The sequence below is a fragment of the Streptomyces sp. NPDC051576 genome, assembly GCF_040681835.1.
Taxonomy (GTDB): Bacteria; Actinomycetota; Actinomycetes; order Streptomycetales; family Streptomycetaceae; genus Streptomyces.
The window spans coordinates 570,557-591,663 of record NZ_JBFAZO010000002.1 but is presented as its reverse complement, the minus strand read 5'-3'; the positions used below and the strand labels follow the sequence as shown (position 1 = coordinate 591,663).

At 71.6% G+C, this 21,107-nt stretch carries 19 protein-coding genes; 4 read left to right on the top strand and 15 right to left on the bottom strand.

Features of this window, described 5'->3' with window-relative positions; genetic code table 11:
* Positions 1 to 59: 59 nt before the first annotated feature.
* The 5 genes from AB0M63_RS08535 to AB0M63_RS08515 all read right to left on the bottom strand — a co-directional run bounded on the left by AB0M63_RS08535 (position 60) and on the right by AB0M63_RS08515 (position 6,633).
* Positions 60 to 2,189, bottom strand: coding sequence for a 3-hydroxyacyl-CoA dehydrogenase NAD-binding domain-containing protein (locus AB0M63_RS08535; protein ID WP_366018862.1), 2,130 nt, complete (start codon positions 2,187 to 2,189; stop codon positions 60 to 62).
* Positions 2,186 to 3,403 carry an acetyl-CoA C-acyltransferase gene (locus AB0M63_RS08530; protein WP_355901922.1) on the bottom strand — a complete coding sequence of 406 codons (1,218 nt, stop codon included), beginning with the start codon at positions 3,401 to 3,403 and terminating at the stop codon, positions 2,186 to 2,188. The genes AB0M63_RS08535 and AB0M63_RS08530 overlap by 4 nt, the downstream gene beginning before the upstream one ends.
* A gap of 271 nt (positions 3,404 to 3,674) precedes the next feature.
* Positions 3,675 to 4,952, bottom strand: coding sequence for a ribonuclease D (locus AB0M63_RS08525; RefSeq protein ID WP_366018861.1), 1,278 nt, complete (start codon positions 4,950 to 4,952; stop codon positions 3,675 to 3,677).
* A 155-nt stretch (positions 4,953 to 5,107) separates the two neighbouring features.
* The gene (locus AB0M63_RS08520) at positions 5,108 to 5,770 is read right to left on the bottom strand and encodes a response regulator transcription factor (protein ID WP_055514175.1); all 663 of its coding nucleotides are present in this window, start codon (positions 5,768 to 5,770) and stop codon (positions 5,108 to 5,110) included.
* A gap of 236 nt (positions 5,771 to 6,006) precedes the next feature.
* A complete protein-coding gene (locus AB0M63_RS08515; protein WP_355901917.1) occupies positions 6,007 to 6,633 on the bottom strand; it encodes a DUF3000 domain-containing protein in 627 nt (208 codons plus the stop codon).
* A 146-nt stretch (positions 6,634 to 6,779) separates the two neighbouring features.
* On the opposite strand from AB0M63_RS08515, the gene hemE reads away from it, so the two are divergent.
* Complete coding sequence (hemE, locus tag AB0M63_RS08510) at positions 6,780 to 7,847, top strand: uroporphyrinogen decarboxylase (RefSeq protein WP_355901915.1); 1,068 nt, start codon at positions 6,780 to 6,782, stop codon at positions 7,845 to 7,847.
* Between the two features lie 6 nt (positions 7,848 to 7,853).
* Here hemE and AB0M63_RS08505 read toward each other — a convergent pair whose 3' ends face one another.
* Positions 7,854 to 8,678 carry a rhomboid family intramembrane serine protease gene (locus AB0M63_RS08505; RefSeq protein ID WP_355901913.1) on the bottom strand — a complete coding sequence of 275 codons (825 nt, stop codon included), beginning with the start codon at positions 8,676 to 8,678 and terminating at the stop codon, positions 7,854 to 7,856.
* 125 nt (positions 8,679 to 8,803) lie between these two features.
* Here AB0M63_RS08505 and AB0M63_RS08500 point away from each other — a divergent pair, with 125 nt between their 5' ends.
* Positions 8,804 to 9,130 (top strand): hypothetical protein, encoded by a 327-nt coding sequence (locus AB0M63_RS08500; RefSeq protein ID WP_356058757.1) that lies wholly within the window; start codon positions 8,804 to 8,806, stop codon positions 9,128 to 9,130.
* 6 nt (positions 9,131 to 9,136) lie between these two features.
* Here AB0M63_RS08500 and AB0M63_RS08495 read toward each other — a convergent pair whose 3' ends face one another.
* Together AB0M63_RS08495 and AB0M63_RS08490 are read right to left on the bottom strand one after the other, a co-directional pair.
* Positions 9,137 to 10,537, bottom strand: a complete 1,401-nt coding sequence (locus AB0M63_RS08495) for an FAD-dependent oxidoreductase (protein WP_355901908.1) — start codon at positions 10,535 to 10,537, stop codon at positions 9,137 to 9,139.
* A 27-nt stretch (positions 10,538 to 10,564) separates the two neighbouring features.
* Positions 10,565 to 11,458 carry a DUF4349 domain-containing protein gene (locus AB0M63_RS08490; protein ID WP_366018860.1) on the bottom strand — a complete coding sequence of 298 codons (894 nt, stop codon included), beginning with the start codon at positions 11,456 to 11,458 and terminating at the stop codon, positions 10,565 to 10,567.
* Positions 11,459 to 11,619: 161 nt separating this feature from the next.
* Here AB0M63_RS08490 and hemG point away from each other — a divergent pair, with 161 nt between their 5' ends.
* Together hemG and hemQ are read left to right on the top strand one after the other, a co-directional pair.
* Positions 11,620 to 13,050 (top strand): protoporphyrinogen oxidase, encoded by a 1,431-nt coding sequence (gene hemG, locus AB0M63_RS08485; RefSeq protein WP_366018859.1) that lies wholly within the window; start codon positions 11,620 to 11,622, stop codon positions 13,048 to 13,050.
* Between the two features lie 4 nt (positions 13,051 to 13,054).
* Positions 13,055 to 13,792: a hydrogen peroxide-dependent heme synthase gene (hemQ, locus tag AB0M63_RS08480; protein ID WP_355901902.1), complete on the top strand. Its 738-nt coding sequence runs from the start codon at positions 13,055 to 13,057 to the stop codon at positions 13,790 to 13,792.
* A 10-nt stretch (positions 13,793 to 13,802) separates the two neighbouring features.
* Here the strand turns inward: hemQ and AB0M63_RS08475 are convergent, their stop codons facing one another.
* The 7 genes from AB0M63_RS08475 to AB0M63_RS08445 form a co-directional block, all read right to left on the bottom strand.
* Positions 13,803 to 15,434 (bottom strand): alpha/beta hydrolase, encoded by a 1,632-nt coding sequence (locus tag AB0M63_RS08475; protein WP_355901900.1) that lies wholly within the window; start codon positions 15,432 to 15,434, stop codon positions 13,803 to 13,805.
* Between the two features lie 134 nt (positions 15,435 to 15,568).
* Positions 15,569 to 16,363: a TIGR04222 domain-containing membrane protein gene (locus tag AB0M63_RS08470; RefSeq protein WP_355901898.1), complete on the bottom strand. Its 795-nt coding sequence runs from the start codon at positions 16,361 to 16,363 to the stop codon at positions 15,569 to 15,571.
* A 117-nt stretch (positions 16,364 to 16,480) separates the two neighbouring features.
* Positions 16,481 to 17,245, bottom strand: coding sequence for a DUF4142 domain-containing protein (locus AB0M63_RS08465; protein WP_366018858.1), 765 nt, complete (start codon positions 17,243 to 17,245; stop codon positions 16,481 to 16,483).
* A gap of 121 nt (positions 17,246 to 17,366) precedes the next feature.
* Positions 17,367 to 18,671, bottom strand: a complete 1,305-nt coding sequence (locus AB0M63_RS08460; protein WP_366018857.1) for a DUF692 domain-containing protein — start codon at positions 18,669 to 18,671, stop codon at positions 17,367 to 17,369.
* A 146-nt stretch (positions 18,672 to 18,817) separates the two neighbouring features.
* On the bottom strand, positions 18,818 to 19,606 hold the full coding sequence (locus AB0M63_RS08455; RefSeq protein ID WP_355901891.1) for a DUF4142 domain-containing protein: 789 nt from the start codon (positions 19,604 to 19,606) through the stop codon (positions 18,818 to 18,820).
* A gap of 136 nt (positions 19,607 to 19,742) precedes the next feature.
* On the bottom strand, positions 19,743 to 20,351 hold the full coding sequence (locus tag AB0M63_RS08450; protein ID WP_366018856.1) for a TIGR03086 family metal-binding protein: 609 nt from the start codon (positions 20,349 to 20,351) through the stop codon (positions 19,743 to 19,745).
* Positions 20,352 to 20,442: 91 nt separating this feature from the next.
* Positions 20,443 to 21,081, bottom strand: coding sequence for a TetR family transcriptional regulator (locus AB0M63_RS08445; RefSeq protein ID WP_366018855.1), 639 nt, complete (start codon positions 21,079 to 21,081; stop codon positions 20,443 to 20,445).
* Positions 21,082 to 21,107 lie beyond the last annotated feature (26 nt).

Here is a 21,107-nt window from a genome sequence, read left to right as displayed (position 1 = left end):
ATAGGAAAAGGGGGCCTCCGCCGAGCAGCGGAGGCCCCCACATCACCTGTCGTTATGTCTCACGCCGGAACCGACGCCACACCCGACGCCAGGAACGTCTTGCCGTTCACCCGCTGCGACACACCCTCGCGGTCCAGGTACGGCGTGATGCCGCCCAGGTGGAAGGGCCAGCCGGCGCCCGTGATCAGGCAGAGGTCGATGTCCTGGGCCTCGGCGACGACACCCTCGTCGAGCATGAGCCCGATCTCCTGGGCGACGGCGTCCAGGACGCGGTCACGGACCTGCTCCTCGGTGAGCACGGAGTCGCCCTGCTTGAGCAGCGCGGCGACCTCGGGGTCCAGCTCCGGCTTCCCGCTGTCGTAGACGTAGAAGCCGCGCTTGCCGGCCTTGACGACGGCCGCGAGGTTCGGGGAGACCGTGAAGCGGTCCGGGAAGGCCCGGTTGAGGGTCTCCGAGACGTGCAGGCCGATGGCGGGGCCGACCAGTTCGAGGAGGACCAGCGGCGACATCGGCAGGCCCAGCGGCTCGACCGCCTTCTCCGCGACGGCGACCGGGGTGCCCTCGTCGATGACGTTCTGGATCTCGCCCATGAAGCGGGTGAGGATGCGGTTGACGACGAACGCCGGGGCGTCCTTCACCAGGACCGCGGTCTTCTTCAGCTTCTTGGCCACCGCGAAGGCGGTCGCCAGCGAGGCGTCGTCGGTCTGCTCGCCGCGCACGATCTCCAGGAGGGGGAGGATCGCGACCGGGTTGAAGAAGTGGAAGCCGACGACCCGCTCGGGGTTCTTCAGCTTCGACGCCATCTCGGAGACCGAGAGGGACGAGGTGTTCGTGGCCAGGATCGCGTGCGCCGGGGCGACCGCCTCGACCTCCGCGAACACCTGCTGCTTGACGCCGATCTCCTCGAAGACGGCCTCGATGATGAAGTCGGCGTCGGAGAAGCCCTCGGCCTTGTCCAGCACACCGGTGACCAGGGCCTTGAGGCGGTTGGCCTTGTCCTGGTTGATACGGGACTTCGACAGCAGCTTGTCGATCTCGGCGTGGACGTAGCCCACGCCCTTGTCGACGCGCTCCTGGTCGATGTCCGTGAGGACGACCGGTACTTCGAGGCGGCGCAGGAAGAGCAGGGCGAGCTGGCTGGCCATCAGGCCCGCGCCGACCACGCCGACCTTCGTCACCGGACGCGCCAGGGACTTGTCCGGCGCACCCGCGGGACGCTTGCCGCGCTTCTGGACGAGGTTGAACGCGTAGATACCGGCGCGCAGTTCGCCACCCATGATCAGGTCGGCGAGCGCCAGGTCCTCGGCGTCGTAGCCCTGCTGGAGGTCGCCGTTCTTCGCGGCCTCGACGATGTCGAGCGCGCGGTAGGCGGCCGGGGCCGCGCCGTGCACCTTGGAGTCCGCGACGAAACGGCCCTTGGCGACGGCCTGGTCCCAGGCCTCGCCGCGGTCGATCGCCGGACGCTCGACCTTGATGTCGCCCTTGAGGACGTTCGCCGTCCAGATCAGGGACTGCTCCAGGAAGTCGGCGCCCTCGAAGAGCGCGTCGGCGATCCCGAGGTCGAAGACCTGCTGGCCCTTGAGCTGCTTGTTCTGGTTGAGGCTGTTCTCGATGATCACCGAGACGGCCTTCTCGGCGCCGATCAGGTTCGGCAGCAGGGTGCAGCCACCCCAGCCCGGGACCAGACCGAGGAAGACCTCGGGGAGGGAGAAGGCCGCGATGTGCTTGGAGACCGTGCGGTACTCGCAGTGCAGACCGACCTCGACGCCGCCGCCCATGGCCGCGCCGTTGTAGTACGTGAAGGTCGGTACCGCGATGTCCGCGAGGCGCTTGAAGACCTCGTGGCCGCCCTTGCCGATGGCGAGCGCGTCGTCGTGGTTCTTGAGCAGCTCGACGCCCTTGAGGTCGGCGCCGACGGCGAAGACGAACGGCTTGCCGGTGATGCCGACACCGACGATCTCGCCGGCCGACGCCTCCTTCTCGACCTGGTCGATGGCGGTGTTCAGGTTCGCCAGCGAGGCCGGACCGAAGGTGGTCGGCTTGGTGTGGTCGAAGCCGTTGTCGAGGGTGATGAGCGCGAACCGCCCAGCGCCGTACGGCAGTTCCAGGTGGCGGATGTGCGCGGACGTCACGACCTCGTCGGGGAACAGCTCGGCCGCACCCTTCAGAAGCTCGGTGGTGGTGCTCACTTGTCCCCCTCGAAGTGCGGGTTCTCCCAGATGACCGTGGCGCCCATGCCGAAGCCGACGCACATGGTGGTCAGGCCGTAGCGGACGTTCGGCTGCTCCTCGAACTGACGGGCCAACTGTGTCATCAGGCGGACGCCCGACGAGGCCAGCGGGTGACCGAAGGCGATCGCGCCGCCGTACTGGTTGACGCGCTCGTCGTCGTCCGCGATGCCGTAGTGGTCGAGGAAGGCCAGCACCTGGACGGCGAAGGCCTCGTTGATCTCGAAGAGGTTGATGTCCTCGATGGACAGGCCCGCCTTGGCGAGCGCCTTCTCCGTGGCCGGGATCGGGCCGTAGCCCATGACCTCCGGCTCGACGCCCGCGAAGGCGTAGGAGACGAGACGCATCTTCACCGGCAGGTTGTGCTCGCGGGCGAAGTCCTCGCTCGCGATGATCGACGCGGTGGCGCCGTCGTTGAGACCGGCCGCGTTGCCCGCGGTGACCCGGCCGTGCACCCGGAAGGGGGTCTTCAGACCGGCCAGGTTCTCCAGCGTGGTGCCCGGGCGCATCGGCTCGTCGGCGGTCACCAGACCCCAACCGGTCTCGCCGACCTGCTCGTTGGTGTTGCGCACCGAGATCGGCACCAGGTCCTGCTGGATCTTGCCGTTGGCGTACGCCTTGGCGGCCTTCTCCTGCGAGCGCACCGCGTACTCGTCGGCGCGCTGCTTGGTGATCTGCGGGTAGCGGTCGTGCAGGTTCTCCGCGGTCATGCCCATGAACAGCGCGGAGTCGTCGACCAGCTTCTCGCTCACGAACCGCGGGTTCGGGTCCACGCCCTCGCCCATGGGGTGGCGGCCCATGTGCTCGACACCACCGGCGATGACGGCGTCGTACGCACCGAAGGCGATGGAGCCCGCGGTGGTGGTGACGGCGGTCAGCGCGCCCGCGCACATGCGGTCGATGGAGTAGCCCGGGACGGACTGCGGCAGACCGGCGAGGATGCCGGCCGTACGACCGAGGGTCAGACCCTGGTCACCGATCTGCGTGGTCGCGGCGATGGCGACCTCGTCGATCTTCGCGGGGTCGAGCCCGGGGTTGCGGCGCAGCAGCTCCCGGATCGCCTTCACGACGAGGTCGTCGGCCCGGGTCTCGTGGTAGATGCCCTTCGGGCCCGCCTTGCCGAACGGGGTACGGACGCCGTCTACGAAGACGACGTCCCTGACGGTACGAGGCACGATTGGCTCTCCTCCAGGGTGCGGGATGGCACTGCTGCGATGCGCTGAGCGCGCGCTCAGGAACCATGCTACTTGTGGGTAACCAAGCTGCCCAGCCCCGGAGCCCGGAGCGGCGAACGTCACACCGTCAAGGCGCGGATCTTGGCGCGATCCAGCCGGTCCCGCGAGCAGGTGAGACGCCCCGAAGAGGCGCGGGCAGTGCCGATACGCGGCTCCGCCGCGCGGGCGCGACCAGCCGCGACGGGCGCGCACCCGCGACCCGGCAGAACCTTTACGGCGCTTTCGTGGTCAGCGCGTCCACCAGGACCGGCGTCACCTGCTCCACCTGCCAGGCCCGCGCCCCGTATCCCGCCAGCGCGGCCCCCACGGACTCCGCGTCCGCGTTCTTCGGAGGCTCCCAGCAGACCCGCCGCACCGTGTCCGGCGTGATCAGGTTCTCCTGGGGCATGTTGAGCCGCTCGGCCACCGCCGACACCGCGGCCCGGGCCGCGGACAGCCGGGCCGCCGCCTCGGGATCCTTGTCGGCCCAGGCGCGGGGCGGTGGCGGCCCGGTCACCGGCTGGCCCGGCTGCGGCAGCGCCGAGTCGGACAGCGCCTTCGCCCGGTCGACCGCCGCCTGCCACTGCTCCAACTGCCGTCGCCCCATCCGGTGCCCGAACCCGCTCAGCGCGGCCAGCGCCTGCACATCGGCCGGAAGGGAGAGCGCGGCCTCCACGATCGCCGCGTCGGAGAGCACCTTCCCCGGCGACACGTCCCGCCGCTGCGCGATCCGGTCCCGCGTCTGCCACAGCTCCCGTACGACACCGAGCTGCCGGCGCCGCCGTACCTTGTGCATCCCGGACGTACGGCGCCAGGGGTCCTTGCGGGGCTCGGCCGGGGGCGCCGCCGCGATAGCGTCGAACTCCTGGCGGGCCCAGTCCAGCTTGCCCTGCCGGTCCAGCTCCTTCTCCAGGGCGTCCCGCAGGTCGACGAGGAGTTCCACGTCCAGGGCCGCGTACCGCAGCCACGGCTCGGGCAGCGGGCGGGTGGACCAGTCGACGGCGGAGTGCCCCTTCTCCAGGACGAAACCGAGGACGTTCTCGACCATCGCGCCCAGGCCGACCCGCGGGAATCCGGCGAGCCGCCCGGCCAGCTCGGTGTCGAAGAGCCGCGTCGGCACCATGCCTATCTCCCGCAGACACGGCAGATCCTGGGTGGCGGCGTGCAGCACCCACTCGACGCCCGAGACGGCGTCACCGAGGCCCGACAGGTCGGGGCAGGCGACGGGGTCGATCAGGGCGGTGCCCGCACCCTCCCGGCGCAGCTGCACCAGGTAGGCACGCTGGCCGTACCGGTAGCCGGACGCGCGCTCGGCGTCGACGGCGAGCGGGCCCGTGCCGGCGGCGAAGGCCGCGATCACCTCGGTGAGGGACTCCTCGTCGGCGATCACGGGCGGAATGCCCTCCCGGGGTTCCAGCAAAGGGATCGGCGCCGGTTCGACGTCGTCCGGAGGGGCGCCTCCGGTGGTTCGCAGTGAACTGTCTGCTGCGGTTTCTTGGGCGTCGGTCACGTGTCAAGGGTATCCGTGTATGGACAACGCCCGCCGACGGAACGTTCCGTCGACGGGCGTGTGGGGGTCGTAAACCAGTCAGGTAAGTGAAAGATCCGGTTCACGGCGCGGAAGGGGGGTTCGGGCGGGGGTGGGGAGGGGGGTGCGGGGGAGGGTCAGTGGATGATTCCGGTGCGCAGGGCCACCGCGACCATGCCGGCGCGGTCGCCCGTGCCGAGCTTGCGGGCGATGCGGGCGAGGTGGCTCTTGACGGTCAGTGCGGACAGGCCCATGGAGACGCCGATCGCCTTGTTCGACTGGCCCTCCGCGACCAGGCGCAGGACCTCGACCTCACGGCCGGACAGTTCGCGGTAGCCACCCGGGTGGCTCGGGGAACCCGGGGGGCGGCGGTGCATACGGGCGGCGGCGGAGCCGATGGGGGCGACGCCGGGTCGGGTGGGGAGCCCGACGTTGGTGCGGGTGCCGGTGACGACGTAGCCCTTGACGCCGCCCGCGAGGGCGTTGCGCACGGCACCGATGTCGTCGGCGGCGGACAGGGCCAGGCCGTTGGGCCAGCCGGCGGCTCTGGTCTCGGAGAGCAGGGTGAGGCCGGAGCCGTCGGGCAGGTGGACGTCTGCCACACAGATGTCGCGGGGGTTGCCGATGCGGGGACGAGCCTCCGCGACGGACGAGGCCTCGATGACGTCGCGCACACCGAGCGCCCACAGGTGGCGGGTGACGGTGGAGCGGACGCGCGGGTCGGCCACGACCACCATGGCGGTCGGCTTGTTCGGGCGGTAGGCGACCAGGCTTGCGGGCTGCTCAAGGAGAACGGACACCAGGCCTCCTGGGTGTGGGACGACTTTCAAGGTCACAGTCGTCTTCGGCAGCAAACCCGTGGGCCTTTAGAGAAAGATCACGATTTAGTGAGTAGCAATCAGTGCAATTCGGACACGCTGTCGATCGTTCGGTGAACGAAACGGCTCGTTCGAGGGGTCACTCCTGATTGAAAGTGGCCGTATCGACAAAGGCACCGCAAGGGTTCGGTAAGTCCTCGGTGTGACCCGGGTAAGGCTCAGCGTGACTGCGGGCCCCTGCGTTGCGGCAGCGTGACGATGGACGCGTCGCCCGGACCCGCCGGCGGCAGGCCCGCGACCTGGGCCAGCAGATCGCACCAGGAGGCCAGATGCGCCGCCGTGTCCGGAACGCCGCCGAGCCCCTCGCGCGGTGTCCACGAGGCGCGGATCTCGATCTGGGAGGCGGACGGGCGCTCGGACAGCCCGCCGAAGTAGTGCGAGCTGGCGCGCGTGACGGTGCCGCTCGGCTCGCCGTACGTCAGTCCGCGCGCCTGGAGCGCGCCGGTCAGCCATGACCAGCACACGTCGGGCAGCAGCGGGTCCGCCGCCATCTCCGGCTCCAGCTCCGCGCGCACCAACGTCACCAGCCGGAACGTGCCGTGCCAGGCGTCGTGCCCGGCCGGGTCGTGCAGCAGCACCAGCCGGCCGTCGGCCAGGTCCTGGTCGCCGTCGACGACCGCGGCCTCCAGCGCGTACGCGTAGGGCGCGAGCCGCTGGGGAGCGGGCGTCGGATCGATCTCGATCTGCGGCCTCAGCCGGCTGTTCCGCAGGGCCTGGACCGCGGCCTGGAAAGCCGGCGGCGCCGCACCGCCCCCATCCCGGTCCCCCTCCTTGGAGTCGTCCATCCCGTCAGCGCCATCCGACAATCGTCCCTGAGCCGCAGCCATGCGGGAAGATTAAGGGGAACGGAGGCATCGTGCGGGACTAGACACCCGCACTTCCGTGCAGCACACCGTGTAATCGGCTTCTGGCGCCGTGCGAGACTTGCCCCGTGAGCGCCAATCAGAGCCCCGCGGGCCCCCAGCCGACCGCCACGTACGACTCCGCCTTCATGAAGGCGTGCAGGCGTGAACCCGTGCCCCACACACCCGTGTGGTTCATGCGGCAGGCCGGGCGCTCGCTGCCGGAGTACCGCAAGGTGCGCCAGGGCATCTCGATCCTCGACTCGTGCATGCGGCCCGACCTGGCCGCCGAGATCACCCTCCAGCCGGTGCGGCGGCACGACGTGGACGCGGCGGTCTACTTCAGCGACATCGTCGTCCCGCTCAAGGCCATCGGCATCGACCTCGACATCAAGCCCGGCGTCGGCCCGGTCGTCGAGAACCCGATCCGCACCCGCGCCGACCTGGCCCAGCTCCGCGACCTCACCCCCGAGGACGTGTCCTACGTCACCGAGGCCATCGGCCTGCTCACCGCCGAACTCGGCGCGACCCCGCTCATCGGCTTCGCCGGCGCGCCGTTCACCCTCGCGAGCTACCTCATCGAGGGCGGCCCGTCCCGCACGTACGAGAACGCCAAGGCGATCATGTACGGCGACCCCGAGCTGTGGGCCGACCTCCTCGACCGCCTCGCCGACATCGCCGCCGCCTTCCTCAAGGTGCAGATCGAGGCGGGCGCCAGCGCCGTCCAGCTCTTCGACTCCTGGGCCGGCGCCCTCGCCCCCGCCGACTACCGCCGCTCGGTCCTCCCCGCCTCCGCGAAGGTCCTGAGCGCGGTCGAGAGCTACGGCGTCCCGCGCATCCACTTCGGCGTCGGCACCGGCGAGTTGCTCGGCCTGATGGGCGAGGCCGGCGCGGACGTCGTCGGCGTCGACTGGCGCGTCCCGCTCGACGAGGCCGCCCGCCGCGTCGGCCCCGGCAAGGCGCTCCAGGGCAACCTCGACCCGACCGTCCTGTTCGCCTCCACGGAGGCCGTCGAGACCAAGACCCGCGAGGTCCTGGAGTCGGCGAAGGGCCTGGAGGGCCACATCTTCAACCTCGGTCACGGCGTGATGCCGACCACCGACCCCGACTCGCTCACCCGGCTCGTCGAGTACGTCCACACGCAGACGGGCCGATAAGCGCGCTCACCACGTGTGCCGGGGCCGCGCCCGTCTGCCGAACAGCAGCCCGCGCGGTTCCGGCGGCGGGGGCGTGCCCGCCTTGAGCGGCCAGGCGAGCAGCATGCCCGCGAGGAAGCCGACGACGTGGGCCGCGTACGCCACGGTGCCGGCCTCGGAGACGCCCTCGCCGGACGAGTAGAACGCCTGCAGCACGAACCAGAAGCCCAGCACCAGCCAGGCCGGCAGACGCAGCGGCAGGAAGAACAGGAACGGCACCAGGACCCACACCCTGGCCTTCGTGTACAGCACCAGATAGGCGCCCAGGACACCGGCGATCGCCCCGGAGGCACCGATCAGCGGGTCGGCCGAGTCCGCGTTGAGCAGCGCGAAGCCGTAGCCCGCCGCATAGCCGCAGGCGACGTAGAAGAGCGTGTAGCGGATGTGGCCCATGCGGTCCTCGACGTTGTTGCCGAAGATCATCAGGAACAGCATGTTGCCCAGCAGGTGGATCCAGCTCCCGTGCAGGAACATCGCGGTGAAGACGCTCAGCGGCGCCGACTTGTCGTAGGTCGGCGGGCCGGCCGCGCAGCTCGCTCCGCCGGGGCCCGCCTGGACGGCGCCGGTCGGGACCACCTGCGGCATCTGATGGTGGATCAACTCCCGTGGTACGGCCGCGTAGTGGTCCAGGAACGCCTGGAGATGGCACAGCTGCGAGAGGTCGCTGCCACCCGCCACGGAACCCGCCATTCCGGGCGTGGACAGGAAGACGAGCACGTTCGCGGCGATGAGCGCGTACGTCACCCAGGGGGTGCGGCGCACGGGGTTCACGTCATGGACGGGGATGACCACAAGGGATTAGTGCCCCCGATCCGCCCGGCGAACCGGTGAACACCGCCCTCCGCCTGTGCGTATGACTCCTCAACCGCCCGCGGTGCGGGGAAGGCGTGTCGCGGGGACGACGTGAGGAACAGACCATGAACGACCGTATTTCCCCTCAGCTGCAGGCGACGCCCGACGGCGAGGCCGAGATCTCCCTGGTGGTGCGCCTCCCCTGGGAGGACGTCGCCAAGCTCGGCCAGGAAGCGGGGCGCCTCGCCGCGCAGATGCAGCGGCCGGTGACCCTGGACGAGGCGGTGAGCAACCGGCTGCGGTCCACGGCCCTCGGCGCCCACGCGAAGCCGGCGGCCGCGGCGCAGCCCGCCGCGATGATGCCGCCGAGCGCGTCGGTCTCCTCGCTGCCGGCCAGGCCGCCGGCCGAGCAGGCACGGCAGGCCATAGACCGCATCAACGGAACGGCGTAGGAACGTTCAACGAGGGCCGGCCTGGACCTTGGCGCTCGCCTTGCGTGCCGCCACCAGGACCGGGTCCCACACCGGGGAGAACGGCGGGGCGTAGCCCAGGTCCAGCGCCGTCATCTGTTCCACCGTCATACGGGCGGTGAGGGCGACCGCCGCGATGTCGACGCGCTTGGCGGCGCCCTCCCGCCCGACGATCTGCACGCCCAGGAGACGGCCGGTACGGCGCTCGGCGAGCATCTTCACCGTCATGGGGGAGGCCTCGGGGTAGTAGCCCGCGCGGCTCGTCGACTCGATGGTGACCGCCTCGAACCGCAGGCCCGCCCGCCGGGCGTCCTTCTCGCGCAGCCCGGTACGCGCGATCTCCAGATCGCACACCTTGCTCACGGCCGTACCGACCACCCCCGGGAAGGTCGCGTAACCGCCGCCCGCGTTGGTGCCGATGACCTGCCCGTGCTTGTTGGCGTGCGTCCCCAGGGCGATGTGCCGCTCCCGTCCGGAGACCAGGTCGAGCACCTCGACACAGTCGCCCCCGGCCCAGATGTTCTCGTGCCCGCGCACCCGCATCGCCAGGTCGGTGAGGAGCCCGCCGTGCTCCCCGAGCGGCAGCCCGGCCGCCTTCGCGAGCTCCGTCTCCGGCCGCACACCGATCCCCAGCACCACGACGTCCGCCGGATACTCGGCGTCCTCGGTGACCACCGATCGCACCCGCCCGTCGTCCCCGGTGCGCACTTCGGTGACCCGGGCGTCGTTGACCATGGTGATGCCCAGGCCCTCCATCGCCTTGTGCACCAGCCGGCCCATGTCCGGGTCGAGTGTCGACATCGGCTCCTTGCCCCGGTTGACGACGGTGACGTCATACCCCCGGTTGACGAACGCCTCCGCCATCTCCACTCCGATGTACCCGGCCCCGACCACCACCGCGCGACGGCCACGCGTGCGTGCCAGCGAGTCGAGCAGCGCCTGCCCGTCGTCGAGCGTCTGCACCCCGTGCACCCCGGGGGCATCGACACCGGGCATGTCCGGGCGGATCGGTTGCGCTCCGGTCCCGATCACGAGTTTGTCGTACGACGTCCAGGACTCGGCCCCCGAATCGACGTCACGCGCGCGTACCCGCCCGCCCGCGACGTCGATCTCCACGACCTCGGTGCGCATCCGCAGGTCGATGTCGCGCTCCCGGTGCTGCTCCGGGGTGCGGGCGATCAGGTCGTCCGGACCGGACACCTCGCCGCCCACCCAGTAGGGGATGCCGCACGCCGAGTACGAGGTGAAGTGGCCGCGCTCGAAGGCCACGATCTCCAGCTCGTCGGGCCCCTTGAGGCGGCGTGCCTGCGACGCCGCGGACATGCCGGCGGCGTCGCCTCCGACGACGACCAGTCGTTCCCGGGTACCCCGCGCGGTGCTCATATCCATGCGAACACGCTACGGGGGCCGATCATTTCAGTCCTGCTCACCCCGCGCCCGAGCGTGCCGCAGCCGCAGCCATACGAGGACCACCAGCGCCGCCACCGCCGCGAACGGCAGCGCCGCGCCGAGTGCCAGCGCGATCCAGCGCAGCACCGTGACGAAGACGTGCCAGCCGCCCGCCACCGCGTCCACGAAGCCGGGGCCGGCGTCCTTCGCGGCGGGCTTCGCCACCGGGGTCTGCGACAGGGACAGCGTGATGGTGGCCAGGCTGGTGCGGTCCTTCAGGGACGCCTGTTGCGCGAGCAGCGCCTCCAGGTCGGACTCGCGGGTGCTCAACTCGCCCTCCAGCTCCACCACATCGCTCAACTTGGTGGCCCGGTCCATCAGTTCACGCACGCGAGCCACGCTGGCCCGCTGCGAGGTGATCCGGCTTCGCACGTCCACGACCTGGTCGGTGACGTCCTGCGCCTTCGCGGTGCGGTCGAGCAGCCGGCCCGCGCCCTCCAGGCCGGCGAGGACCTCGTCGTACTTGTCGGTGGGCACGCGCAGGACGACCCGGGTGCGCTCGTGGCCCTGTCCGTCGCGGGTGGTCGTCTCGTCGCCGACGAACCCGCCCGCGTTCTCGGTCGTGGTGCGGGCCTCGTCGAGCGCCTTCGGTACGTCCTTGACCCGCACGGACAGCGAGGCCGTACGGATGATGCTGCTCGCGGTGAGCTTGGGCACGGACCCGGTGTCCTTGGCGTTGCCGCTGCCCGACGCGCCCTCCTGCCGGGCGGTGCCCGGAGCCGCGGCCTTGGCGTCCCCGGCGGAGTCGCTGGTGCTGCTCTTGTCCGCGCCGCCGCCGCTGCACCCGGCGAGCGCGAGGGCGGATGCCAGCAGGAGCCCGGCCAGGGCCCGCACGGGCCGTACGGAGTGTCGTGTGCGCATGTGTCGCTACCCCCGAGGGTCGTCGTGACGACTGACGCACCTTCGACGCCCGGGCCGGACCGGACGTTGGCCGGAAACGGTTCCGATGCGGTCACGGTCGGGACGCACACCGGACACCGGGCCGGAGTCGGACTGTCAGTGGGGTCTGAGAGGCTGGGGGCATGGCTGAAGTGGAGACTCGCAGGGGCACAGGGCAGGTCGTCGTCATCGGCGCCGGGATCGCCGGGCTGGCCGCCGCGCACCGGCTGCTGGACAGAGGCGTGCGCGTGACGGTCGTCGAGGCGTCGGACCGGATCGGCGGCAAGCTGCTGCCCGGCGAGATCGCGGGCGCGCGCGTGGACCTCGGCGCCGAGTCGATGCTGGCCCGCCGCCCCGAGGCCGTCGCGCTGGCCCGCGAGGTGGGCCTCACCGACCGCCTCCGGCCGCCCGCCACGGCCACCGCGTCGATCTGGACCCGGGGTGCCCTGCGCCCCATGCCCAAGGGCCACGTCATGGGCGTTCCCGGCACCGCATCCGCCCTCTCCGGAGTCCTCTCCGACGAGGGTCTGCACCGCATCGAGCGCGATGCCGACCTGCCCCGCACGGAGATCGGCGACGACGTGGCGGTCGGGGAGTACGTGGCGGCCCGCCTCGGCCGCGAGGTCGTCGACCGCCTGGTGGAGCCACTGTTGGGCGGGGTCTACGCGGGCGACGCGTACCGCATCTCGATGCGCTCCGCCGTCCCGCAGCTCTTCGAGGCCGCGCGGCGGCACGACTCCCTCACCGAGGCCGTCCGGGGCATCCAGGAGCGCGCCGCCGCCGCACAGCAGACCGGCCCGGTCTTCATGGGCATCCAGGGCGGAGTGGGCCAACTGCCGCTCGCCGTCGCGGAGTCGGTGCGCGCGCGGGGCGGCGAGATCCTCACCGGGACCCCGGTGACGGAGCTGCGCCGGAGCGGGACGTCGGGCTGGCGGGTCGTCGCCGGAGACCGCGTGCTGGACGCCGACGGGGTGGTCGTCGCCGTACCGGCGCCGGCCGCCGCCGCGCTGTTGCGGGCCGAAGTACCCGGCGCCGCCGCCGAGTTGGCCGCCGTCGAGTACGCCTCGATGGCCCTGATCACCCTCGCCTACCGCCGCGCCGACATCGACCTCCCCGAGGGCAGCGGCTTCCTGGTGCCGCCCGTCGACGGCCGCACCATCAAGGCGTCCACCTTCGCCTCCCAGAAGTGGGGCTGGATCGCCGACGAGAACCCGGACGTGGTGGTGCTGCGCACCTCGGTGGGCCGGTACGGCGAGACGGCGGTCCTGGAGCGCGAGGACACCGGCCTGGTCGACGTCTCACGGCACGACCTGCGCGAGGCCACCGGCCTCGACGCCACGCCCCTCGACACCCGCGTCACCCGCTGGACCGACGGTCTGCCCCAGTACCCGGTCGGCCACCACGCGCGCGTGGCCCGTGTCCGCGACCACGTCGGCAAGCTGCCCGGCCTCGCCGTCTGCGGCGCGGTCTACGACGGCGTCGGCATCCCGGCCACCATCGCGAGCGCGTACGCGGCGGTCGAGCGGCTGACCGGCGACCCGGTGCCGAGCGCGCCGGGCGGAGCGGGAGAATAGCCCCATGAGTGACGACGCCCCCACCACCGAGCCCGGCCGCATCCCGAACAAGGGCAAGCTGGCCAAGGACCTCAACGAGGCCATCCGCTACACGCTGTGGTCCGTCTTCAAGCTGAAGGACGTGCTCCCCGACGGCACCGCGCGCGCCGGATACGCCGACGAGGTCCAGGAGCTGTTCGACCAGCTCGCCGCGAAGGACGTCACGGTCCGCGGCACCTACGACGTGTCGGGCCTGCGCGCCGATGCCGACCTCATGATCTGGTGGCACGCCGAGACCGCCGACCAGCTCCAGGAAGCGTACAACCTCTTCCGCCGCACGAAGCTCGGCCGCGCCCTGGAGCCGGTCTGGTCGAACATGGCGCTGCACCGCCCCGCCGAGTTCAACCGCGCGCACATCCCGGCCTTCCTGGCCGACGAGTCGCCGCGCGACTACATCAGCGTGTACCCGTTCGTGCGCTCCTACGACTGGTACCTGCTCCCCGACGAGGACCGCCGCCGTATGCTCGCCGACCACGGCAAGATGGCCCGCGGCTACCCGGACGTGCGTGCCAACACGGTCGCCTCGTTCTCGCTCGGCGACTACGAGTGGATCCTCGCCTTCGAGGCCGACGAGCTGCACCGCATCGTCGACCTCATGCGCCACCTCCGCGCCTCCGAGGCCCGTATGCACGTCCGCGAGGAGGTCCCGTTCTACACGGGCCGCCGCAAGGACGTCGCCGAACTGGTGGCGGGCCTGGCCTAGTCGGGGCCCGTCAGCCCTGGGCGGCCTTTCCCTTGGCGGACTCCTTCACCGGGGTCCGGTGGGATCGGTCGCCCGGCGACACCGCCTTCGGCTCCGCATGCGGCGCGCACGCGGCGTGCCGCTCCGGCAGCCGTCCCTCCAGTAGATACGCGTCCAGATATCCGTTGACGCACTTGTTGGCGCCGCCCGCGATGCCGTGCGTCCCGGCGTCCCGCTCGGTCACCAACACCGAGTCGGACAGCCGCCGTTGGAGTTCGAGCGCCCCGTCGTACGGAGTCGCCGCGTCCCGCTCGGCGGCCAGGATCAGCACCGGCGGCAGCTCACCCGGCCCGGTCCGCACATCGAGGGGCCGCTGCCGGGGCGCGGTCCAGTACGCGCAGGGCAGGTTCATCCACACGTTGTCCCAGGTCTCGAAGGGCGCCACGCGCGCGAGCCGGGTGTTGTCCCGGTCCCAGACGCTCCACTCCGTCGGCCAGGGCGCGTCGTTGCACTCGACGGCCGTGTAGACCGCGTTGCCGTTCTCCGCCTCCACGGCCGCCCCCGGCGTCGGCCCGGCCTGCTGGATCAGGGGCTTGGGGTCGCCCTTCAGATAGGCCGACAGCGCCGCCGCGCTGTGCGGCCAGTAGTCGTCGTAGTACCCGGCCGACAGGAACGCGCCCTGCAACTGCGCCGGCCCCACCTTGCCGCCCGCGGGCTTCTCGGCGAGCCGCGCCTGCGCCTTCTCGTAGCTGCGCAGCACCTTCTCGGCGGTGTCGCCGAGGCCGTACACGTCGTCGTGCCTGGCGGTCCACTCCCGGAAGTCCGCCCAGCGGCTCTCGAACGCGGCCGACTGGTCGAGGTTGTCGCGGTACCAGATCTGCTCGGGGTCCGGGTTCACCGCCGAGTCGAACACCATCCGCCGTACGTGCGAGGGGAACAGCGTCGCGTACAGCGCCCCGAAGTACGTCCCGTAGGACGCGCCCATGAACGTCAGCCTGTCCTCGCCGAGGGCCGCGCGCAGGACGTCCAGGTCGCGGGCGTTGTTGAGGGAGTTGTAGAAACGCAGCTTGCCGCCGGAGCGCTTGGCGCAGCCGCGCGCGTAGGCCTTGGCCTCCGCGACGCGCTCCTTCTTGTACGACTCCGAGGGGTACGTCGGCGACTGCGAGGGCGCCTTGAAGAAGTGCTTGGGGTCCTCGCAGGACAGCGGTGACGACTTGTCGACCCCGCGCGGGGCGTAGCCGACGAGGTCGTAGGCCGAGGCGATGCGCTTCCACTCGGGGAGCATGCCGATCAGCGGGAAGTAGAGGCCGGAGGCGCCGGGGCCGCCCGGGTTGTAGACCAGGGAGCCCTGACGGGGCACTCGGCGCTTGCTGTTGTGCGGGTCCTTGTGGGTGGCCCGGGCGCGGCTGACGGTCAGTTCGATCTGCTTGCCGTCGGGGTGCGCGTAGTCGAGCGGGACCGAGACCGTGCCGCACTCCATGGTGCCGGGCATGTCCTGCGCGTCCGGGCACTTCCCGAAGTCGATGCCCTTGGCCCGGGCGTGCGCGGCGGCGAGCGTGGTGCCGGTCGACTCGGCGGCGCCCGGGGCACCGGTGGCCGGGGCGGCGGTGAGGGTGGTCAGGAGCAAGGACCCGGCGGCCGAGTACAGGGCGGCGGCTCGCATGGTGGCGTATCCCTTCGGAGCACGGCAGCAACAGAAGGGATGTTTCGTTCGGTCGTTGGCGAAGGCAAGCACCATCGGGCCGGTGTCGGCCCCAATGACCCCTGTGCGCCCCCTGGCGCGCTCTCACGCCGCGGTCAGCGGCGCCACTCCTCGAACTGCCCGCGGTACTGCTCGCGGTGCGCGAAGGCCGCCCGCAGATCCGGCTCGCCGACCGCGCGGATACCCCGTACGGCGACGGAGGTGAGATACGTACGGTCGTCGGCGCCGCCGCCCGCGTGCCGGGCCAGGGCGCCGAGCAACTGCTGTCCGGCCGGGGAGGCCCAGCGCGAGTACGGGTGCACCTCGACCCGGGCGATCGCCAGACAGCTCAGCGTGACGGCGAGCGGCAGCGCGAACCAGAGCGCGACCAGCCCGCGCGGCATCTCGGCCCCCGGCGTCAACAGCGCGGTCGCGCCCAGCGCGAGCACCACGAGCGCGGCGGCCCGCACCTGCCGGACCCCCGCGGCGACCGTCGTACTGCTTCCGTCCGGTACGGCGAGACCCGCGTCGACGAGGCGGTCGGCGACGTCGCGCACCGCGTCCGTGGCCGCCGCGGTGGCTCGCACCGGGGCGATCCGGGACTGCCCCTCGGGCCCGATGGCGCCGATCACCGACCGCTCGATGTCGTCCCGGCCGCGCGGGTCGACGACGGTCGCCCAGCCGGTGTGGGCGAGCAGCAGCCGGTGCTGCCGTGCCATGGAGACGAGCGTCAGATCGGCGACCCGCGCGGGACCACCGGACAGGAACGCCGCCTCGTAGAGCGTCAGATCATGCCCTTTGCCCATGTCGTCCGCGTCGACGGCCGCCGCTCTGACGGCGGCCAGGCACAGCCGCGTGCACGCCGTGCCGGCGACGGCCCAGGCCAGGAGCAGGAGAAGGACCCAGAACATGCCAAATTTCTATGCCAAAGGCCCAGTAGAACGCCATGCCTTGTTCACAATCCGGACGGAGCGTTGCCTGCATGTGACGTTCCGGTTGTCCGGAAACCCACCACGGCCGAAACCGTTCTACGGCTGGGCCGACGGCGGCGGGCTGGAGGCGGCCGGCGGGAGCGTGTAGGTCGGGGAGACCGACGGAGTCAGTGGGACCACCGAGCCGACGCCGGCGGAGCCGGTCACCGGGGGCGCGCTCGAAGCGGCCATCTCCCGGGCCAGGGCGGAGAAGTCGACGTACCCGGTGGCCTCCAGGACCTTGATGTGGTCCAGGACGGTCGTGTTCGCGTCGTCGGCGAGGGCGCGGACCAGGGAGTTCTGGGTGGTCGCGCGGACCTGCGCGACCACCGTGAACACCTTGCCGTGCGCGACGCGCAGGAGGTTGGCGAACTTGCTGTCGAAGTCCACGCCCTGCGCCGCGTTCAGGGTGGCCAGCCACTGCTGTTGCTGCGCGTTGGGCTGGTCGGGCAGCGGCAGCCCGAGCTTGGCCGCCACGTCCCGCACCCGCTCGTCCAGGAACGTGTGCCCGTCGATGAGGTGCTGCCCCGCCGTCCGTACGGCCGCGGTGGTGCCCTTCTCCTCGGCCTGCTGCCCGGCCGGCAGCTCCCAGAGCCCGGCCAGCCGGACCCTGGTGACGAAGTCCCGGTCCAGCGCGGACAACGGCCCGTACTGCGTGGCCACCGTCTGGTCGTTGAGCACGCTCGCGCCGGCGGTCCCGGACCGGTCGGCGTACGACCAGACCGGGAAGATCAGCGCGGCCAGCGTCGCGGTCAGACCCATGATGATGACGCCGGTGCCACTGAAGATGCCTCGGCCCTTTACGGGGGGTCGCGGTCGCATGGGTGCCTCCTGTTACGGCACCGCACGGGAGTGTGCTTCTCGTGAACCTCTCGTGCGGGAACGCAATATTACTGTGGAGTCACTGCCGGCCTCCAAGGCCCCTCCCGGCCTATCGCGCCCCTCAGCGGCGCAGCAGCACCCGCCGGGTGGCCCGGGCGAGCCGGACCGTGGGCCGGGCCGACCGCGGGACCGGTCCCGAGCGCTCCAGCCACCACTCCCGCAGTTCCCGCCTGACCTCGGCGTCCTCGGGTCCGCCCGCGAGCAGCACCTGCCCGGCGAAGTCCAGCGCGTCACGCCGGTAGCCGCCGGTCATTGGGTGCGTGTGCGCGTACGCGAGGAAGGCCGGGCGGTACCCGTCCCCGAGGATCTCCGGCAGTTCGGGAGCCACCTTCGCCACCACGTCGGCCCGCTTCACGCCGAGCGCCCGCGCCTGCACCCCGAGCCGTACGCGGTCGAACCCGTCGGGGATCGGAGTGCCGGCCACCAGGGCGGAGAGCAGGGCGGTCTGGGCGAGCGCGAGGCGCTGACGGGCGGAACCGGGAGCGGGAGCGGCGGCCGGGGGCATGGCGGGTGTCCGTGTCCCGCCGCTCACGGCGCGCGCCCGCCCCTTCTCCAGCGCCCCGCGAATCGCGGTCAACTCCCGCTCCAGCTCGGCCGGTTCGGGGAAGTTGTCGTCGCGCTCCAGCAGCACCCCCGGCGGGGAGACGCGGGAGGTCAGGTCCGTCAGGATGTCGAGGACCGGGGCGGGGACCGGGTGGGCGTGGGTGTCGTGCCAGACGCCGTCGCGTTCGACACCGCCCGCGACATGGACGTAGGCGATGGCCTCGACGGGCATTTCGGCAAGGGCCCTGGCCGGGTCCTCGCCGCGGTTGACGTGGTTGGTGTGCAGGTTCGCCACGTCGATCAGGAGCCGTACGCCGGTGCGGTCGGCCAGTTCGTACAGGAACTGCCCCTCGGTCAGCTCCTCGCCCGGCCAGGAGAGCAGCGCGGCGATGTTCTCGACGGCGAGTGGTACGGGCAGCGCGTCCTGGGCGATGCGGATGTTCTCGCACAGCACGTCCAGGGCGTCCCGGGTGCGCGGCACGGGCAGCAGATGGCCGGCTTCGAGGAGCGGGGAGGCGGTCAGGGGGCCGCCGGCGCGGACGAACGCGATGTGCTCGGTGACCAGGGGCGAGCCGAGCGCCTCGGCCCGTTCGGCGAGCGCCGTCAGCCTGCCCTCGTCGGGCCGGTCCGCGCCGCCGAGGCCGAGCGAGACACCGTGCGGGATCACGGTCACCCCGCGCTCGCGCAGCCGTAGCAGCGATGCGGGGAGGTGGCCGGGGCAGACGTTCTCGGCCACGGCCTCGACCCAGTCGATGCCCGGAATGCGCTCCACGGCGTCCGCGATCTCCGGCCGCCATCCGATGCCCGTCCCCAGTCGCTCCATCGTCCGTCCCCGTCCTCCACGCGATCAATGAACTCCACAAGGCCGCTGTTCGGCGTGACGGAGGTATCGCCAGCGGGCGGTGCCCCGAACCTCCGCCGCGTCACCTTCAGAGCAACATTTGAGGTTCGGGGCCACGGCCGGGGCGGCTAACCGAGCACGCCGTTCGAGTCGACCGGATCCGGGCGGCCGGTGTTCACCGTGCCCGGCGCTCCGGCGGACGGCCGTGAGGTGGCCCCGATGTCCGGGCTGCCCTCGGCGGGCGGCGCCGAGGGCACGAACTGGCCGGGCAGGGGCGCCGCGGGACCGGTCGGGCTGGCCGTCGAGGCGTTCGCGATCTCGTTGGCGATGGCGTCGAAGTCGACCCGCCCGGTCTTCTCCAGCATCGTGATGTGGTCGAGCACGGTCTGGTTGGTGTCCGAGGCGAGCTGTCTTACCAGGCTGTTGCGCGTGGTGTTCCGTACGGCGCCGATGGCCGGGAAGATCTTGCCGTGCGCGGCCCGCAGCAGGTTGGCGAACTTGTACTCGTACTCCGCGCCGGTCGCCGCGCTCATCTCCCGCAGCCAGCCCTGCTGTTGCTCGTTCGGCACGTTGGGCAGGGCCACACCGAGCTGGGCCGCGACGATTCGCACCCGCTTGTCCAGGTCGGCGTGACCGACGACGAGATGGTCACCGGCCTCCTTGATCGCCTGGCTGGGCGCCCGCTCGATCGCCTGCTGCCCGGCCGGCAGCTCCCACAGCCCGGCCAGCCGCACCCGCACGATCAGATCCCGGTCGGCCGCCGTCAGCGGCCCCCACTGGGTGTTGACGGTGCCCGCCGCCACGTTCGCCTGACCGGTGCCCGAGCGGTCGCCGTACGACCACACGGGAAAGGCCAGTGCCCCGGTGGTGGCGACGATGGCCGCGATGAGCACAGCCGTACCGTTGATACGACGCAAGGGAGCCTCCCGGGGAAACCAACTGGTCGTTGGAGAAGTCGACGCGTGGCCGGCGCCAGGAGGTACGCGCGGGACGGCCGCCTTGTTCAAGAGGAGGGCAGCTTTACCCAAAGGGCAGGCAAAGGAGGCGAGTTCGTCAGGTCCTCGTCGGCCACTGCTCCGGCGCCCGGCCGAGCAGCCGCAGCGTCTCGTCGAGCGGGTCGGCCTCCGGGGGTACGTCGAGCGGCGGGGCGAACGCGAACCCCGGTCCGCGGCCGGCCGGGTCGGTCGGTACCAGCCGGGCCACCACCAGGGCGACGTTCAGGACGTCGTCCGGCAGATCCAGCCGCACGCCGAGGGTGGCGGCGACGTCCCAGGCGTGGACGACGTAGTCGATGAAGTGGAAGCCGATCGCCGTCCGGCCGGGGAAGCTCGCGCCCAGCTCCGGCAGAGCGAACTCCCGCTCGGTGGCGCCGGGTTCGGCGAACGCGGCGAGGGCGGCCGTGGCCGCCGCGCGATGCGTCCGGGCCGGCTCGCTCAGCTCCTCCGGCTCCCGCCAGTACGCCCTGTCCTGACCCGCGCCCCGCGCGGCGGCCGCGAATCCGTGGTGCTGCGCGGTCATGTGCGCCACGAGCCGGCGCAACGTCCACCCCGCGCAGGGGGTGTCCCGCTCCCAGTCCTCGTCGCGCGCCCACTCCAGCACACGCGACGCCTCGTACACGGCGATCCGGTCGAGCTCGACGATGTCCGTTCCGGTGACAGTCATGGGCGTGAGCCTAGAAACTGTGCGAACGGTCGTGCTACTTGTTTTCGGCCGAAGTGAGGGAGGGAGTTGGGGTGGTGAAGTGCCTTGTGTGTCAGGTGACTTGAGGGACTCGCGAAGGGTCCGTGGCCGCGCCTCGCAGCCGTGCCGCTATGCCGATCCGGGCCCGGCGGTAGGCGGTCTCCTCGTCGTGCAGTACGGAGACCGCGTTGGCCGTCTCCATCAACGCGACCAGTTCGAAGGCGAGTTGAGGTATGTCGGTGTCGGTGCGCAGCTCGCCCGCGTCCCGGGCCTCGGCGATCGTCCGTTCCACGAGGGCCGTCCAGTCCCGCTGCGCGCCGACCACCGCGTCGTGCACCGGCCCGGACCGGGCGTCGAACTCGGCGATGACCTCGTAGAAGAAACAACCGCCCGGGAAGACCCGCCCCCGCGAGTACTCCAGCCACAGATCGCACAGCCCCCACAACCGGCCTACTCCGGCAGGGAGTTCGGCGGCGGGCCTGATCACCCGCTCGGTGTAGATACGGGCCGCCTCGCGCACGGTGGCCAGTTGCAGCTCCTGCTTGGACCCGAAGAGCGCGAACACCCCGCTCTTGCTGAGCCGCAACTCGGTGGCCAGCCGGCCGACGGACAGTGCCTCCAGGCCCTCGACGGAGGCGATGTCGACGGTACGGCGCAGGATCACCCGCCGGGTGCGGTTGCCCCGCTCGACCCGGCCGTCGAGTCGTGTCATGACGGCATCCTAAGCAACGTGAGGGG